Annotated in this window: 14 protein-coding genes; 7 read left to right on the top strand and 7 right to left on the bottom strand. The window is 60.6% G+C overall.

Annotated elements, in window-relative coordinates:
- Positions 1-118 precede the first annotated feature (118 nt).
- Positions 119-634: a type VI secretion system lipoprotein TssJ gene (gene tssJ, locus F6X37_RS33865; protein WP_187614349.1), complete on the top strand. Its 516-nt coding sequence runs from the start codon at positions 119-121 to the stop codon at positions 632-634.
- Positions 635-739: 105 nt separating this feature from the next.
- Here the strand turns inward: tssJ and F6X37_RS33860 are convergent, their stop codons facing one another.
- The 5 genes from F6X37_RS33860 to F6X37_RS33840 form a co-directional block, all read right to left on the bottom strand.
- Entirely contained in the window at positions 740-1,363 is a 624-nt protein-coding gene (locus F6X37_RS33860; RefSeq protein ID WP_187614348.1) for a lactate utilization protein C, read from the bottom strand.
- A complete protein-coding gene (locus F6X37_RS33855; protein ID WP_187614346.1) occupies positions 1,360-2,733 on the bottom strand; it encodes a lactate utilization protein B in 1,374 nt (457 codons plus the stop codon). The genes F6X37_RS33860 and F6X37_RS33855 overlap by 4 nt, the downstream gene beginning before the upstream one ends.
- A complete protein-coding gene (locus F6X37_RS33850; protein WP_187614345.1) occupies positions 2,730-3,473 on the bottom strand; it encodes a (Fe-S)-binding protein in 744 nt (247 codons plus the stop codon). Before F6X37_RS33850 ends, F6X37_RS33855 begins: the two co-directional genes overlap by 4 nt.
- A gap of 38 nt (positions 3,474-3,511) precedes the next feature.
- Positions 3,512-3,751: a cytochrome d ubiquinol oxidase subunit II gene (locus F6X37_RS33845; RefSeq protein ID WP_316252025.1), complete on the bottom strand. Its 240-nt coding sequence runs from the start codon at positions 3,749-3,751 to the stop codon at positions 3,512-3,514.
- Positions 3,752-4,004: 253 nt separating this feature from the next.
- Positions 4,005-4,430: a hypothetical protein gene (locus F6X37_RS33840; protein WP_187614341.1), complete on the bottom strand. Its 426-nt coding sequence runs from the start codon at positions 4,428-4,430 to the stop codon at positions 4,005-4,007.
- A 748-nt stretch (positions 4,431-5,178) separates the two neighbouring features.
- Between F6X37_RS33840 and F6X37_RS33835 the strand changes: the two genes are divergently transcribed.
- On the top strand, positions 5,179-5,589 hold the full coding sequence (locus F6X37_RS33835) for a response regulator transcription factor (protein WP_187614339.1): 411 nt from the start codon (positions 5,179-5,181) through the stop codon (positions 5,587-5,589).
- Between the two features lie 60 nt (positions 5,590-5,649).
- On the opposite strand, the gene F6X37_RS33830 is transcribed toward F6X37_RS33835, so the two are convergent.
- Complete coding sequence (locus tag F6X37_RS33830; RefSeq protein ID WP_187614338.1) at positions 5,650-6,321, bottom strand: response regulator transcription factor; 672 nt, start codon at positions 6,319-6,321, stop codon at positions 5,650-5,652.
- A 1,194-nt stretch (positions 6,322-7,515) separates the two neighbouring features.
- Here F6X37_RS33830 and F6X37_RS33825 point away from each other — a divergent pair.
- Positions 7,516-7,941 (top strand): hypothetical protein, encoded by a 426-nt coding sequence (locus F6X37_RS33825; RefSeq protein WP_090810464.1) that lies wholly within the window; start codon positions 7,516-7,518, stop codon positions 7,939-7,941.
- Between the two features lie 98 nt (positions 7,942-8,039).
- Here the strand turns inward: F6X37_RS33825 and F6X37_RS33820 are convergent, their stop codons facing one another.
- Complete coding sequence (locus F6X37_RS33820) at positions 8,040-8,501, bottom strand: hypothetical protein (protein ID WP_187614336.1); 462 nt, start codon at positions 8,499-8,501, stop codon at positions 8,040-8,042.
- Between the two features lie 506 nt (positions 8,502-9,007).
- Between F6X37_RS33820 and F6X37_RS33815 the strand changes: the two genes are divergently transcribed.
- The 4 genes from F6X37_RS33815 to F6X37_RS33800 all read left to right on the top strand — a co-directional run.
- Positions 9,008-9,289 carry a hypothetical protein gene (locus F6X37_RS33815; protein ID WP_187614334.1) on the top strand — a complete coding sequence of 94 codons (282 nt, stop codon included), beginning with the start codon at positions 9,008-9,010 and terminating at the stop codon, positions 9,287-9,289.
- A gap of 423 nt (positions 9,290-9,712) precedes the next feature.
- Positions 9,713-11,077, top strand: coding sequence for a lyase family protein (locus F6X37_RS33810; RefSeq protein ID WP_187614332.1), 1,365 nt, complete (start codon positions 9,713-9,715; stop codon positions 11,075-11,077).
- Between the two features lie 321 nt (positions 11,078-11,398).
- Entirely contained in the window at positions 11,399-12,484 is a 1,086-nt protein-coding gene (locus tag F6X37_RS33805; protein ID WP_187614351.1) for an efflux RND transporter periplasmic adaptor subunit, read from the top strand.
- Positions 12,481-15,151 (top strand): efflux RND transporter permease subunit (locus tag F6X37_RS33800; RefSeq protein ID WP_187614331.1); only part of this gene is annotated, 2,671 nt, incomplete at its 3' end. The genes F6X37_RS33805 and F6X37_RS33800, both read left to right, overlap by 4 nt.

Here is a 15,151-nt window from a genome sequence, read left to right as displayed (position 1 = left end):
TGCTCAATCACTTTCTGGGGCGCTACGCGAGCCTTCATGTTTCCATGCAACTGGTACTGAGCATCGGTGGCAAGGAGACCGTCTATCCTCGCATCGACTTCGAGGGAGCACCTTTGTGATGAGTGTCTGGATTTTGCGGGGTGCGCTCGGCGTGGGCCTCGCGCTGGCCGTCTCGGCGTGCGGGACCTGGCAGTCGGTGAAGGACGGCACCGTGGATGTCACACGCGCGGTGTTCGAGACGAAAGTCAAACAGATGAACCTCGTGGTGACGGCACGCGGCGCACTGAACGAGGATGTGCGTGGCGCGTCGCTTCCGGTTGTGCTGCGCATCTACCAGTTGAAGGACGACAAGCCTTTCGCAACAGCGACCTACGCGCAACTGCTCGCGGGCAACGAGGCGCTGAAGGCCGCGACGCTCTGGAGCCGGGACGTGACGCTGGGGCTGGGGCAGACGCTGAAGATCTCGGAGCCGATCGGCGACGCAGCGAACTACGTAGGCGTGGCGGCGTTCTTTCACGATACGGCCAACACCGAATGGTCCGTGCTCGTGCCGAAATCACAGTGGAAGAAGACCGATCCAGTGAGGCTGCTGGCAGTGGACCGCACACTGCAAATTGACGCGGAGCATCGATGAGGCTTCTGTACAGCTGGATGGTGGCCGTTACCGCTATCTCGCGCCGGGTGGTAAGAGCGTGACCTACGTCGAATACAACGGCAAGGTCTATGTTGGTGACTTGCTTCAGTCCGGCGATATCCATGACGTGCGGCCTGCTGCGTACAACCGCATTGCCGCCGATTTCATCTCCCAGGAGCAGCAGCGGATCGGACTATCGCAGTAGCCCGCCTGAGGGTATTGCTGGAAGCTGAAACGCAACGGGGCGCAACGTGCAATCTCCTGCGGTTCGTCGCGGTGATACGCCTGATGCAGATTGCCCACGATATCCGCGGGATCCAGCAACGCGATCAGATGCTGCGACAGGTAGCCGAGTGCATTGACGTTGTATTGCGCTTCGCTCAGCCAGATGGACCCTGTCTCGGCGACAGCAAACGCCGGGCGCACGATCCCGACATCCACGTCATCGAGCGCACGGGGATCGTCAACCAACGCGATGTCACGCGTGGCCGTGAACTCGGGCGTCGCTGAACAGAACACCGTGGCATCGCGGAAACGCGAGCGGACAAATTGATCGAGGCTAATGTCCTCCGGCAGTAGGCACCAGACGCCGCCAAGCCGGTCGAGCGATTTGCGGAAGCTCTTCACCTCCGGTGGCAATGCGCTATCGAACATCGGCACCTCCGGCAAGCGGCGCGGCACGGGTGAGACCTCGCGCAAACGGGACAAAATCATATCGCGGCTGTTCATTTGCTGTTCCTCTTGAGATACCAATCGCGAAATGTTTCCTTGGGCGCATCAGGCACCTCACGGTGCCTGCCCCACGCATTGAGCGGGTTGTAGAGCACGGCGCGCGGCAACACGGAAACGGCCGTCCCGGCTGTCTTGACGGCCGCCCGGTACAGCGCCGGGTGCGACAGCACCTGGCCGGCCACCTTCATGGCCTCCTGCTTGACGAACGGAAGCTCGTGCTGCTCGGCGACGATCTGCCGCCACTTGTAGATCTGCTCGTGTATGTTGATCCTGACGGGGCACACGCTCGTGCAGCTGCCGTTCATCGTCGAGGCAAAGGGCAACGAGCTGTACTTCTTCAGGTTGAAAGTCGGATTGATGATCGCGCCGATCGGACCCGAATAGACACCCCCATAGCTCAGGCCGCTGCTGCGCCGGTAGACAGGGCATGTGTTCATGCACGCTCCGCAGCGGATGCACTTGAGCGAATACCAGAAGTCGTCCATGCCGAGCCGTTCTGAACGGCCGTTGTCGACCAGCACGAAATGCATTTCGCTATCCTTGCGTGGACCGCGAAAGTGCGACGTGTACTGGGTGATCGGCGAGCCGATGGCGTTGCGCGAGAGCATGCGGATAAAGACGCCGAGATGTTCGAGCTTCGGAATCAGCTTCTCGATGCCGATCGATGCTATATGCAGCGGCGGCACGTTCGCGCTCAGGTCCGCGGTGCCCTCGTTGGTACAGACGGTAATGCCGCCCGTTTCCGCAACCGCGAAGTTGCAGCCGGTCATGCCCGCATCGGCGTTGAGGATAAGCGGACGCGTGGCTTTTCTCTGCGCTTCGGCAAGCTTAGGGATGTTGCTCTCGTTCGGGTCGGTGCCAATCTTTTCCGAGAAGATCTTCGCTACGTCTGGGGCGAGCTTGTGCACGGCCGGGACCACGATATGCGAGGGAAGCTCGTCGTCGAACTGCTGGATTTGTTCACCCAGATCCGTTTCCACGACGGTGATGCCGCGCTCCTCAAGGTACGGGGGCATCTCGCACTCTTCGGTCAGCATCGACTTGCTCTTGACGAGCAGCCTCGCGTGACGCTGACTCAGGATCTCGTAGACGATGCGGTTGTGCTCTTCGGCATCTTTGGCCCAGTGCACAGTCACGCCGTTGGCCGTCGCATTGCGCTCGAACTGCTCCAGATAGTCCGCGAGGTGCGTGAGCGTATGCTCCTTGATCCCCGAGGCGAGCGAGCGCAACTCCTCCCACTCGGCGATGCCATGCACCTCTGCGTCGCGTCCGGTGCGCAGCTCCCACAGGCGTTTGTCGTGGAACTGGATGTGCTTTTCGTCAGCGATGAACTTCTCCGAAGAGCCGACATGGTCAACACGTTTCATGCTTGTGCTCCATTGAGAATCTGCGCGATATGGATGAACTTCAGGCCCAGTTCGAGACGGTCCGAGCAACCTTTCTGGTGCATGAGGCACGACGAATCGGCCGACACGATGTACTCGGCGCCTTTGCGCTTGTGATCGCGGACCTTGTCGGCACCCATGCGCGCCGACACCGGCTCCTCCGACACGCAGAACGTGCCGCCGAACCCGCAGCACTCGTCGGGACGGTCAGGCCGGATGAACTCGATGCCCCTGACACCCCTGAGCAGGGTCAATGGCTTCGAGAAAAACGGCTCATTGATCTCTGACATCTTCGCGGTGCGCAGCGAACGCAGCGTGCCGCAACTGTTGTGCAGGCCGACCTTGTGCGGAAATTCGGCCCACGGGAACTCTCGTACCTGCAGCACGTCGTGCAGGAACTCCACCAGTTCGTAGGTGTTGGACCGCACTGCCAGCGCATCGGGCGTCTGGTCTGCCGCGCTCAAATGGTCACGCACGTGGTGCACGCAACTGCCGCTGGGCGCGACGATGTAGTCGTAGCCGGTGAAGTTGCGCACGAAGAGGTTTTCGGTGGCGACGGCTTCCTTCTCGCAGCCGCTGTTGCCCATCGGCTGCCCGCAGCACGTCTGGTCCAGTGGATAGTCGACGTCGCAGCCGAGGCGTTCCAGCAACTGCAGTGTCGCAATGCCCACATCAGGAAAGAACGCGTCAATGAAACAGGGAATGAAGAGTGCGACTTTCATGGCCAGTCCTTGAGCAAGTTGAGTGGGGAGCGGGCACGTCAGTGATAGGCCTGGTCTTTCGAGACCTCGCCCCGGAACACCGAATACGCGACACACGTGTACGGCACGATGAGCGGTAGCACGAAGAGCCCTGCGCCCCAGAACATGAATGCCTGCGACGCCGGCGGCGCAGCGGCATCAGACAACGTGACTTGAAAAGGAATGATGTAGGGCAGGTAAGACCCCGCCAAAGCGAGAAGCAGCAGTACGAAGCTTGCTGCTGTGTAGAGGTCGAGCACTCGGACCTCAGAAAGGCCGAATTGACGTCGAGTGCTACCGGTGAAATGAGGGAAGTCGGATAGAAATGTATCGACTACTATTGGATGCAAACTCTGCAAAGGTCGACGGTTCTCCGGTAGACGTTCCGCTTAAGCCATGGGACATAGGTGTATTCGTCGTAAGCGTTCGCGCCGACGTAGATCCAGTTATGCAAACAGTTGGACATGAAAGTCACCTCAAAATGAAGGTTGGGGAAAAATCGTTGTCGGCGCGTCAGTCGCGTGGCGGCAGTACGGCTACTTCAAAAACGTGACTGTGGTTGCGCTTGTCACGACCATTCCTGCCAGACGAGGAAAACGCGCAAGCGAGAAACAATGTTTTCGTTACGCAGTCGATGAACGAGACGGCTGGTACCAGGAGCGAGTCTGTGAGCTCCAGTGGAATGGCCGGACCGACTGCAAGCACGCTCATCGCGCACAGAAAACAGAAAACGGGCCGCGCGAAGGGGGCGTCGCCTACGACCGCGAGTCCAGACACCACCACGATCAGTCTTGTGCCTACTGTCGCGCCGAGTGCCGCGTCGCTGTCGGTCAATGCGAAGTCCAAAGTTATCTTGATCAATTCCCACCAGCAGACAGCAAGCGCCGAAATGGTGACTGCGAGCCCGGCCGGTCGGCCGATGCTGTTGCCGTTGGACACCTTTGTTTCCGCCCGCGGAAAACAGCGATGACCTGTGCGTTTGCTAAACATGGTTAACCTTTGACGGGCATGCCGAGACGAAAACGTGTGTCTCCAACACGTAACGCATCTGAGCCTGTCGACGCACACAACGACTTGCAGGTCAACGCTCACCGATAGGCGGGGGCGGGACCTGTCGTGCCTTTAAAGGGAGTCGACTTGTCAGCAGCACCGCCTATGATTGCCAAGATAGACGGCCGGGTGGTATCGAATCCATTCTGCGAGCGTTTGGACTTTCGCCCACCGTTGTTTGTCGAGCTCATACGTCGGTATGGCTCGGCTTACCGTCGGTCTGAAAGATCCGAAGCGTAGGTTTTTGCGTTTGAAGACAACGTCGACGCGGGCCGCCGTGGAGCAGTTCAGTCGCGATAAACGGTAATGGAACTTGCCGGACTGCGCGTCTCGCTCTGCAGAAGACTCTAGCAACCGTAAGGAAAAGATATGGGGACAGTCAGAAGAGGTTCGGGGACAACATTCCGAGGCAGCACCGCGGCGGTCAGATTAGCCACGAGAGGTGTACTCAAGGTTCCTTGGACGGCGTTCGTACGATGAAACCTTGAGCGAGGGCGCGCCCGGCAAGTCTCGATGCGGGGGCCCGACGCACTGCGTCTCATCATTCCGGAAGGGATAGTCAGACATACGTCGGTATGATGGACAAGTCGACGCTCCAGGGTCTAGATTGAATAAGCAATCATTGGCAAGCGACCTTATGTCCTCCCGAAGCCCCTCGCAACGACAGCCGCGAGCTTCCGTTTCCGGGATCGTCTGGATTGTCGACGACGACGAATCATCCCGCCTGGCGCTCGAAAGCCTGGTGCAATCGCTCGGCTATTCGACCCAAACTTACTCGCTGCCTTCGGACTTTCTGGCGGCGCGGGCGTCGCACCTTCGCACCGGAAACGGAGTCCTGCTTTCCGACGTCCGCATGCCCGGCATGTCAGGACTGGAGTTGCTTGACCGTCTTGTCGCACTGGGCGCCGCGCCGCCGACGATCTTCGTGAGCGCGTTTCCCAGCGACGCGTTGCGAGCGCAGGTGCAGTCCAGCACAGCCATCACGCTGCTCGACAAGCCCGTGGACGCGGCGCTCCTGAAACGAACACTCGGCAACGTCGGGATTTAGGCCGCGGCGCTCAAAACAGCGTTTTCGGACCTCTTTCCGTCAATGGCGGCTGGCGCGAGCCTAAGGGCGCGGCTTTGTTTGTTGCCGCCCAATTTCGAGTGCGGCGGCCTTGAAGACGAGATCCGGGAGTGAGCGCGCGTCCATTTTTTTCATCAACTGGCCGCGATGGATTTTCACCGTGATTTCGCTCAGGTTGAGTTGGGCGGCGATCTGCTTGTTGAGCATTCCGCTAACCACCAGCGCCAGGATCTCGCGTTCGCGCGGCGTCAGCGAGGCGTACGCGGCGCGTACAGCCGCGAGGCTGTGTTCCTTTTCGAGGCGTTGCGAGTCTTTCGAAATTGCCTCGGAAACCGCGTCGAGCATATCCTGGTCACGAAACGGCTTCGGGAAAAAATGGAATGCGCCAGCTCTCATTGCTCGCACCGACATTTCCATGTCGCCGTGCCCCGTCATGAAGAGAACCGGCATTTGCAGTCCCTCGCGTGCCATCGCCTGCTGGAACGCCAGACCGCTTTCGCCTTTGAGCCTGACATCGAGGATGAGACAGCTCGGGCCGGCGGGTTTGCGAAAGGTCACGAATTCCTGCACGGAACAGAACGTCTCGACGGAATACCCGACGGACTCCAGTAGATCGCACAGCGCGAGGCGGATGGACTCTTCGTCGTCGACGACGAAGACTGTCGAGCCGCGGATTCCACCCGTGGACGACGGTACATGCCGATCGGTAGCCATAAACGAGTCCTCAACACGCCACAATGCGGCGGACTGACGAGACATTTCGCCCGCTTGACAGAGACGCGTCCCCGCCGTTTTGCGCCCATAAGACGCGTTTCAAGTATGACACGGTAAAACGGGAATAGGGTAGATGTCCGAATGGAGCTTTGCCGCCGCCCAAGCGGCCCGCTACCCTTGCATCTACGTCTGCAATGCATCGCACGAAGCGGCTAGAACATGAACCGCGGCATGGGGCGAGGGATACACCCCCTTTCGGAGCTTACTATGTCGTCGATGCCAGAGGCGTGCTGCAGATTTACCTCTGCGCGCCTTGGCAAGCGCATCCACCCGGCCCCGCTTGACGCGGGGGCAGCACAAGAGCAGGAGATACCGGAAAACAGCTGCTGTTGGCCGCTGCCCCGGCAGCACAAACGCAGCCGCAAACCGCCCCTGCCGCCGCGGGCTTTTAACCGGCGGTCTTAGGCGCGCTGAGTTGCTGCACGCGGACAATCGTGCCGTTCGACAGGGATGGCGAAGCGAAACACCGCACTGCCAGGCTTGTTCGGCGCCTGCGTCGATGCGCTCGCCATGACTCTCGGCAATGGACCTGAAAATGGCAAGGCCCACGCCCTTGCCTCCCGCTTTCGTCGTATAAAACGATTCAAAAAAGGTGTTCCAGCTCTCCGTCGCGGAGCCCCACGTCCGTGTCTCATGCTTCGAGCGATGGTGTCCGGCGCTCGCGGGCAACGATCACGCTCACCATATCGCGGCGTAGAGCCCCCGCTTTGGCGCGGTGACCCGGAAGAGCTGCTCGAGCAGCATGCGGCTACGGCCCCACAGTCGCCCACTCGCGTCGCGTACGCATCGTTAGCGAAATCTCGGAGGCAGAGCCTATACGCCCGTATGTTCACGCAACACTGAGCACTGTGCCGGTGCATCCCAACGTAGAGGCGTTCCTTCCTTCCGTGTGATAGCCCAATTTCGGTCGCGGCTGTACCGTAAACCCATGCCCGATGCAGCCGCGCTTTGCGCCTACAACGGCCTCCGGTCTGACTAGCGCAGGCGGCTTCGAGCCAAATCGAGGTTCCGTCAAAACTTCGCGTCGCTTGTATTCGCAGCAGTCCCTTTGCCCCGGCGGCGACGTTTGATACTTGGAGCGCAGGCTGCCCGTTGTCAACGACTGACCGATGCGAAAGACGCAAAGAGGTGGACATGAAAAGCCGGAGCTTCCTGACACGTCAGGAGATTTTCGACCACGCTGTAGAGCATTTATTCGGCCAGGCGCGAGCCTCCCTGCTGCCTCGCGGCGGCGGCGCCTATCGAGGCTACTGCGGTAGCTGTCCGGTCGGCAGCTTCATTAAGCCGCGCGACTATATGACGGCAATGGAAGGCGTGCCCATCCGCTACGTCGCAAAACCGCCAAAGGACGTGCCGGCTTATATGGATATCGGTGTCGCGGCGCTCAAGCGCGCGCTGCTTCGCTCGCGCATCGATGTGTCCGATCCGGTGACTGTCGAATTGCTTAGTTGTCTGCAGAACGTCCACGATGTATTTGGCACATGGGAATGGAGTGAGCGGCTGGCATCAATTGCTCGACAATTTGCCCTGTCGGCCACGTTTCTGAAAGCCGCTGCTTGAGGGTTGCAGGTGTCGCGATGCAGTGCGCAAGAAAGATATACGAGCGCGTCAGCGCTCATCTGCTTAACCAGGGGGCCGTCTCGGAGGACGAGAACGGCTCATGCCGGCTGCGCGGCGACAACGACCGCGAGTGCGCAGTCGGATCGCTCGTTAGCGACGAGTTTTATCACCCGGACATCGAAGGGATCGGCATTTCGTACTATCGGCACGCCCGGGACGGCAAGCTGCTGCAGGCGCTGTATGCATCCAACGTCGATGCCTACGATCCGGGCATTGTCGATCTGCTGTGCGAACTTGAGGAGATTCACGACGGCGCCAGCGTCGATCAGTGGCGAGATCTTCTCGCCGCTCTCGGTAAGCGGTACGGGTTCGTCTGATGCGAGGGTTCGCGAGTCGTAGCGGCCGGTGGCATGCTGATTGATCAGCCACAGGATAGTGAAGCGTGCGTCGCGACCAGATTCAGTCGTTTGCGAGGAAAACCGACGTCCGTTTTCGCCACGACCGTCGTCGCGCACTTCCAGGAGGCAGTCGCGGCCGCTTCGCTCCAGTGCATTGGTCACGGTATATGTTGATACCTCGACGGACGCGCCAAACGTTTGGCTCGTCACCGATATCTCGGTAAAACGATAGCTGCTGCGGTGCAGGCGCGAGCGATGAGATGGCGAAAAAAACGAATCGCTTTATCGCGGCCACCGGAACAACACGCATGGGTACACGCCGGCTTTCCGCACGCTGCTGAACGACGGTATTGGACCCTACACCTGAGCGGATTGGTCTTATCCCCGTCGCCGCCTGCGCTATACCGCCGTATAGGCTTTAGACGGGCAGGTAGAAGCGCGATAACCGACGGTACGATATCTTCCTGGGTCGCTAGCGTCTATCGTGGGAAATGTGGACAGCGCCTTTGCACAGGGGCGATCGACGGAGTCTGATTCATCCGGCGGCGTCCGAAACGTGATGGTCCAGTGGCGTTCGCGTGGCTCGGATGCACGGTAGCGTGCGAGCCAGACCTCGATACGCATACTGATAATGGAGATCCCGTCACACCCTCCTGGAGAAGTAATCCATGTTTGACGAACGAGCACGAGTGAAGGCATTGCAGTTTGCGCAAGCACATCCTTGGCGTCGGGACGTCAAACGGCGAAATACCGGATTCGCTGTCACCGCTGCGACGCATGTCGTCTCCTGGCGAACGCTCATCCAGACAGTATCTGACTTCCTGTTGAACATCGGTGACGCTGCGTTCACCTCGGCGGTGTCGACAAGACCGGTGTTGTTGGCCCAGGCATTGCCGCGCTACTCGGCGCTCGCCATGCCGCTAAAGTTTTCTCTTTCCTGTGCGCGATGAGTCTTTTTTGCGTTGCCCTATCCACCCCAATGGCGTTTTAGCGTCCGCGCGCCTTGGCTTCGCGATAGTCATCGACAGCGAAACCGGGGTATTTCCTCGACCCGTTTCTGCGACGAGTCGGTGCACTCCGATTAGCCGTCAGAAATTACCCGCATTGGGCGCCGGAAATCAACATGCGGCTATACACCGGCTTCACGAGATCGTGGCTCACCAACGGCTGCTAAGGAAGTGACATGTCAAACATTTTGCGTAACTGGCTCTATGTAGGCACCAATGCCTACCGCGAATATAGCTTCTCGCCTCGTTCGACCGGAACGCATACCGACGAACCCCGTCCGAACCAGCTCTGCCTTTGATAAGCAGAGCGGCCGCTATTGGCTATTGCGTGTCTCATGCAAGCACTCATCCTTGGCAGGAGTGAATATGGAGATCGGCAGACCAGGTTTCCGGGTCGAATACGATTCGCTGGGCAAGCGGGAAATACCCGAGGAAGCGCGATATGGCATTCACACGCCTGGCGCCGTCGAGAACTGTCCCATATCGGGGACGCCGGTAGGCGCATACCCAAACCTGCGGAATGCGCTGGCGGCAGTCAAGCAGGCTGTCGCAGAAGTGAATGCCGAGTTGCATCTACTTGAACCCCCACTTGGTGACGCAATCGTCGCCTCTTGCGTGGAGGCGCAGAAAGGGCGCTTGTGTGACCAGTGCTTCGTCAACGTGACTCAGGGCCGCGCTGACACTGAGAACGATATGAACGCCAACGAGGTGATATGCAACCGCGCTCTTGAACTTCTGGGTCGTCCGCGCGGCGACTATGTTCATCTGGATCCAGGTGCGCGCATGTGTCCCGGAGGCGGGAATGTCTATTCGACCGCACTTCGGATCTCGATCTGCGTTGCGATTGAACACCTATGTGACGGGTGCGATGCGTTGCGGTCCGCCTTCATCAGAAAGGCGGAGGAATTCCGCGATTTGCTGCAACTCGACCGAACCACCCAGTTATACGATGCAGTTCACTCCACGCTGGCTTTCAAGTTTTTGACGCATGCGCTTATGCTGGACGAACAGATGGTCAGGTTGCGAGCGTCATCCGTGCAGCTTCGTGAAATCTATCTTCGCGCGAGGATTGACGCGGGCGCTACGGCCCATTCCGGATATGAAGTCGAAGCGGTTGAAGTTGAAGCGGTTGATGCGGTAAACGCAATGACCGCGCTCGGTTTGCCTATGGCGTCAACTCCGATTGAAAGAACCCAGGAGTGTGCCGCGTATTTGCGGATTCCCGGCATTTTGACCGACATCGCCGTCGAGCTTTCGAACGCGTGCAGTGACCTCCATCTGATATCCATCCGGGCACTATTCGACGTGCCCGAAATCGATCTCGCGTGGATGCGGACCGACTCCTTTGTCACGCCTGGCAGACCGAATGCGGTGATTTCCGATGTCGTCCGTCAGATGGCACTCCGGATTTTGGCGAGCGACGTCGCGGTCACGTTCGCGGCTGAATCGGTTCAGGTGCATCCATGCAAGACGCTGGCCGAGCATTGCATCAGGGAGATCGCGGCCAATTCTGAACAGATCCGGGAGATGCCCGAGTGTCGTCGCGCGATGGCGACTGCGGCAAATCCCTATATTGGCGGCAAGAGTGCTCGCATACCCGGTGCGCATTCCAGATACAGCATGCTAAGAGAGGCGGTGCTGCACCGGCAGCTGATAGCCGAGGAGGAACTCGACCGGGCCCTGCGCGCTGGCGCAGGCGATTTATCGGTAGTTTTGTCGATGCCGGCGTAGAGAGCAAAAGACCCGTGAGGCAAGTGTGCATGTAAGCGCGCGAATCAGACGCTGAGTGCGCGCGTCCCATCGGGAGGGCACATGTCACCGGCCTGCCATGGCAATACGTAGGAGTCCAGCGTATTGATAGAGATTGTTTGCGAACCCATGCTGACGGCGAACCGTGCTTCATTGCATGGCGGGTCTACAGCATCGGGAAATTTTTTACCTGGATCAATCCTCTGCCTTGTGAACATCGTGAAACATTCCGTTCCTGTCGCGCCTAAAATTGCACGTATCTTTTTATCTTCGTTCATACGATCGCCCAAGCGGACGCACGTGATGGTCGCGGCTTGCAGCGCAATCCTGCTGTCGGCATGCCAGTCGCGCGAAGCCGCCGCTCCTGAGCCGAAGCCCGTGGTCGCCCTGGCCGTTCACGCCGACGGGCGCGCGGTAGGTGCGTCGCTGCCGGCTCAGGTGCAGGCGCGCTACTCGACGGTGCTTTCGTTCCGGGTGGGCGGCAAGATCATCGAACGGCGGGTTCATCTCGGCGATGCCGTCAAGGCGGGACAGGTTGTTGCACTGCTCGACCCGACCGACCTGCGCAATAACCTGGCCAACGCACGAGCCCAGCTCGATGCCGCCGAACATCGACTTGTCTACGCGAAGCAGCAGCTCGACCGCGATCAGGCGCAGGCGCAGGCGAACCTGATCGCGCCGGCGCAACTTGAACAGACGCAGGACGCCTACGCCTCCGCGCTCGCCCAGCGCGACTCGGCGCTCGCCCAGATGGCGCTCGCCTCGGACAATCTGCGCTATGCGACGCTGACAGCGGACCACGACGGCGTGATTGCCTCGGAGGACGCCGACACGGGCCAGAACGTTCAGGGAACCCAATCGATCTATCACCTCGACTGGACGGGCGACGTAGACATCGTCTGCGACGCGCCCGAGCGCACGCTGAGCTCGCTGACAGTCGGCAGCATGGCGCGCGTAACGCTGCCGGCGCTACCCGGCAAGACCTTCGAGGCGCGCGTGCGCGAGGTATCGGCTGCTGCCGATCGAGAAAGCCGCACCTGGCGCGTCAAGCTGACGCTGGCCGCCCCGAGCCGCGACGTGCGCCTCGGCATGACGGCGATTGTGGGGTTCGATGTCGTCGGCAACGCGCCCGTGGGGCAGATTTTTACGCTGCCTGTGACGGCGCTCTTTCACGAGGGTGAGCACCCCGCTGTCTGGGTGGTGCGCGCCGGCAGCGACACACTCGAACTGCGTTCGGTCACTATCCAGCGATATGACGAGCGCACCGTCTCGATCAGATCGGGCCTACGCGACGGCGACCGCGTCATGCTCCAGGGCGCACACGCCGTGAGCGCGGGCCAGCATGTGCAGGTGGTGCCCCCGCTTCATCCCGAGGACTTCCCGTCATGAGGGCGCGCGACAGTGAATCCGCAGGCAACAGCGCGCCCGTCCCGTCTTCCGGGGCAGACAAATCTGGCGAAGGCGGCTTCAATCTTTCCGCCTGGGCGCTACGTCATCAGCAGCTCGTGATCTTTCTGATCGGGCTCGCCACGCTTTTCGGCGTGATCGGTTATACGCAACTCGCGCAGTCGGAAGATCCGCCGTTCACCTTCCGGACGATGGTGATCAAGACCTACTGGCCTGGTGCGACTGCGCGCGAGGTGCAGGAACAGATCACGGACCGGATCGGCCGCCAGCTGCAAGCGGCGCCGTATATCGACTACATCAAGAGCTACTCGCGCCCCGGCGAGTCGATGATCTTCTTCGCCATGAAGGACTCCGCGCCCGTCAAGGAAGTGCCGGAAACCTGGTATCAGGTGCGCAAGAAGGTCGGCGACATTGCCGCGACGCTGCCGAAGGGCACCGTCGGCCCGTTTTTCAACGATGAATTCGGCGACGTCTACACCAACATCTATGCGCTTGAAGGCGACGGCTTTTCGCCGGCGCAACTGCACGACTACGCTGACAAGCTGCGCACAGTCCTGCTGCGCATACCCGGTGTGGCGAAGGTCGACTATTTTGGCGACCCCGATCAGCACATCTTCGTCGAGATATCGAATGCGCAGCTCACGCGGCTTTCGATCACGCCGCAACAGCTCGCGCAGGCGATCGACGCCCAGAATGCCGTCGCGCCCGTCGGCACCATCACGACTGCCGACGACCGCGTGTTCGTGCGTCCGAGCGGCGCGTTCAAGGACGTGCAGGCACTCGCGGACATGATGATCACCATCAACAAGCGCACGTTCCGGCTGGGCGACATCGCGAAGATCACACGCGGTTATGACGATCCACCGGTGACCCAGATGCGCGTCGGCGGCCAGGCGGTGCTCGGCATCGGCGTGACGATGCAAAAGGGCGGCGACGTGATCGACCTCGGCAAGGCGCTCGATGCAAAAGCCGCCGAACTGCAGGCCACGCTGCCGGCGGGTCTGAAACTCGCTCCGGTTTTGAGCATGCCGCACGCGGTCAAGCAATCGGTGGATGAGTTCGTGAAATCGGTTGGCGAAGCGGTGGCGATCGTGCTGGTCGTGAGCCTCGTCTCGCTCGGTCTGCGCACCGGCATGGTCGTCGTGATCACGATTCCGATCGTGCTGGCGGCAACCGCGCTGTGCATGCACATCTTCAATATCGGCCTGGACAAGGTCTCGCTCGGCACACTCGTGCTCGCGCTGGGTCTGCTCGTCGACGACGCGATCATCGCCGTCGAAATGATGGCGGTGAAGCTGGAGCAAGGCTGGAGCCGGGCGCGCTCGGCAGCGTTCGCGTATACCAGCACGGCATTCCCGATGCTGACGGGCACGCTCGTCACCGTATGCGGCTTTCTGCCGATTGCGCTCGCCAAATCGAGCACGGGCGAATACACGCGTTCGATCTTCGAAGTGTCGGCCATCGCGCTGATCGTTTCGTGGTTCGCGGCCGTCGTGCTGGTGCCGTTGCTGGGTTATCACCTGCTGCCGGAACGCAAGCCTGAACCCGGCGGTGCACACCATGATCCGCATGAAATCGGCAACACCGGCTTCTACCGGCACCTGTCGGGATGGGTTGCGTGGTGCGTCGAGCGTCGATGGGTCGTGCTCGGCGTCACCGTCGTGCTTTTCGCGATTTCCATGCTGGCCTTCACGCGCGTGCCGCAGCAGTTCTTCCCGAACTCGGAACGGCCGGAACTGCTGGTCGATCTGCGGTTGCCGGAAGGCGCCTCGTTCGAAGCGACGCTGCGTGAAGCGAAGCGCCTTGAAAAGGTGCTCGACGGCAAAGCCGGGATCGACCACTTCGTCGACTTCGTCGGCACCGGCGCGCCGCGTTTTTACCTGACGCTCGACCAGCAGCTTCAACAGCCGAATTTCGCGCAGTTCGTGATTGCGGCTAAAAGCGTTGAGAAGCGCGAGGAACTGATGCGTTGGCTCGACGGCATGCTCGAGAAGGACTTCTCCGGCATGCGCACGCGTGTCTCCCGGCTCGAGAATGGTCCGCCTGTCGGGTTCCCGATCCAGTTCCGCGTGAGCGGCGACGATATCGCGACCGTGCGATCGCTTGCTCAAGAAGTGTCGGACAAGGTCCGCGCCGATCCCCGCACGCGCAACGTCCAGTTCAACTGGGACGAGCCGGCGGAGCGCTCGATCTCGTTCGAGATCGATCAAAACAGGGCGCGCCAGCTTGGTGTCACCTCGGAGGACGTGTCGAACTTCCTCGCGATGACGCTATCGGGCTACACGGTGACGCAGTACCGCGAGCGCGACAAGCTGATCAACGTCGATCTGCGTGCGCCAAAGAGCGAACGTGTCAATCCGGCGCAGCTTATGAGCCTCGCGATTCCGACGCCCCACGGCCCGGTGCCGCTCGGTTCGCTCGGACACGTGCGCGATACGCAAGAGTACGGCGTCATCTGGCAACGCGACCGTCAGCCGACCATCACGGTGCAGGCGGACGTGCGCGGCGACGCGCAGGGGATGGACGTGACCCACGACATCGAACGTGCGCTCGCGGCGGAAACCGCCAGGCTGCCGGTCGGCTATCGCATTCAGGTGGGCGGCGCGGTCGAAGAAAGCGTGAAGGGCCAGACGTCGATCAATGCCGAAA

Source organism: Paraburkholderia sp. 31.1, assembly GCF_014397645.1.
In the GTDB taxonomy this organism is placed as follows: domain Bacteria; phylum Pseudomonadota; class Gammaproteobacteria; order Burkholderiales; family Burkholderiaceae; genus Paraburkholderia; species Paraburkholderia tuberum.
Note: the sequence above shows the minus strand (reverse complement) of the source record. Positions and strands in the feature narration are given on the sequence as shown.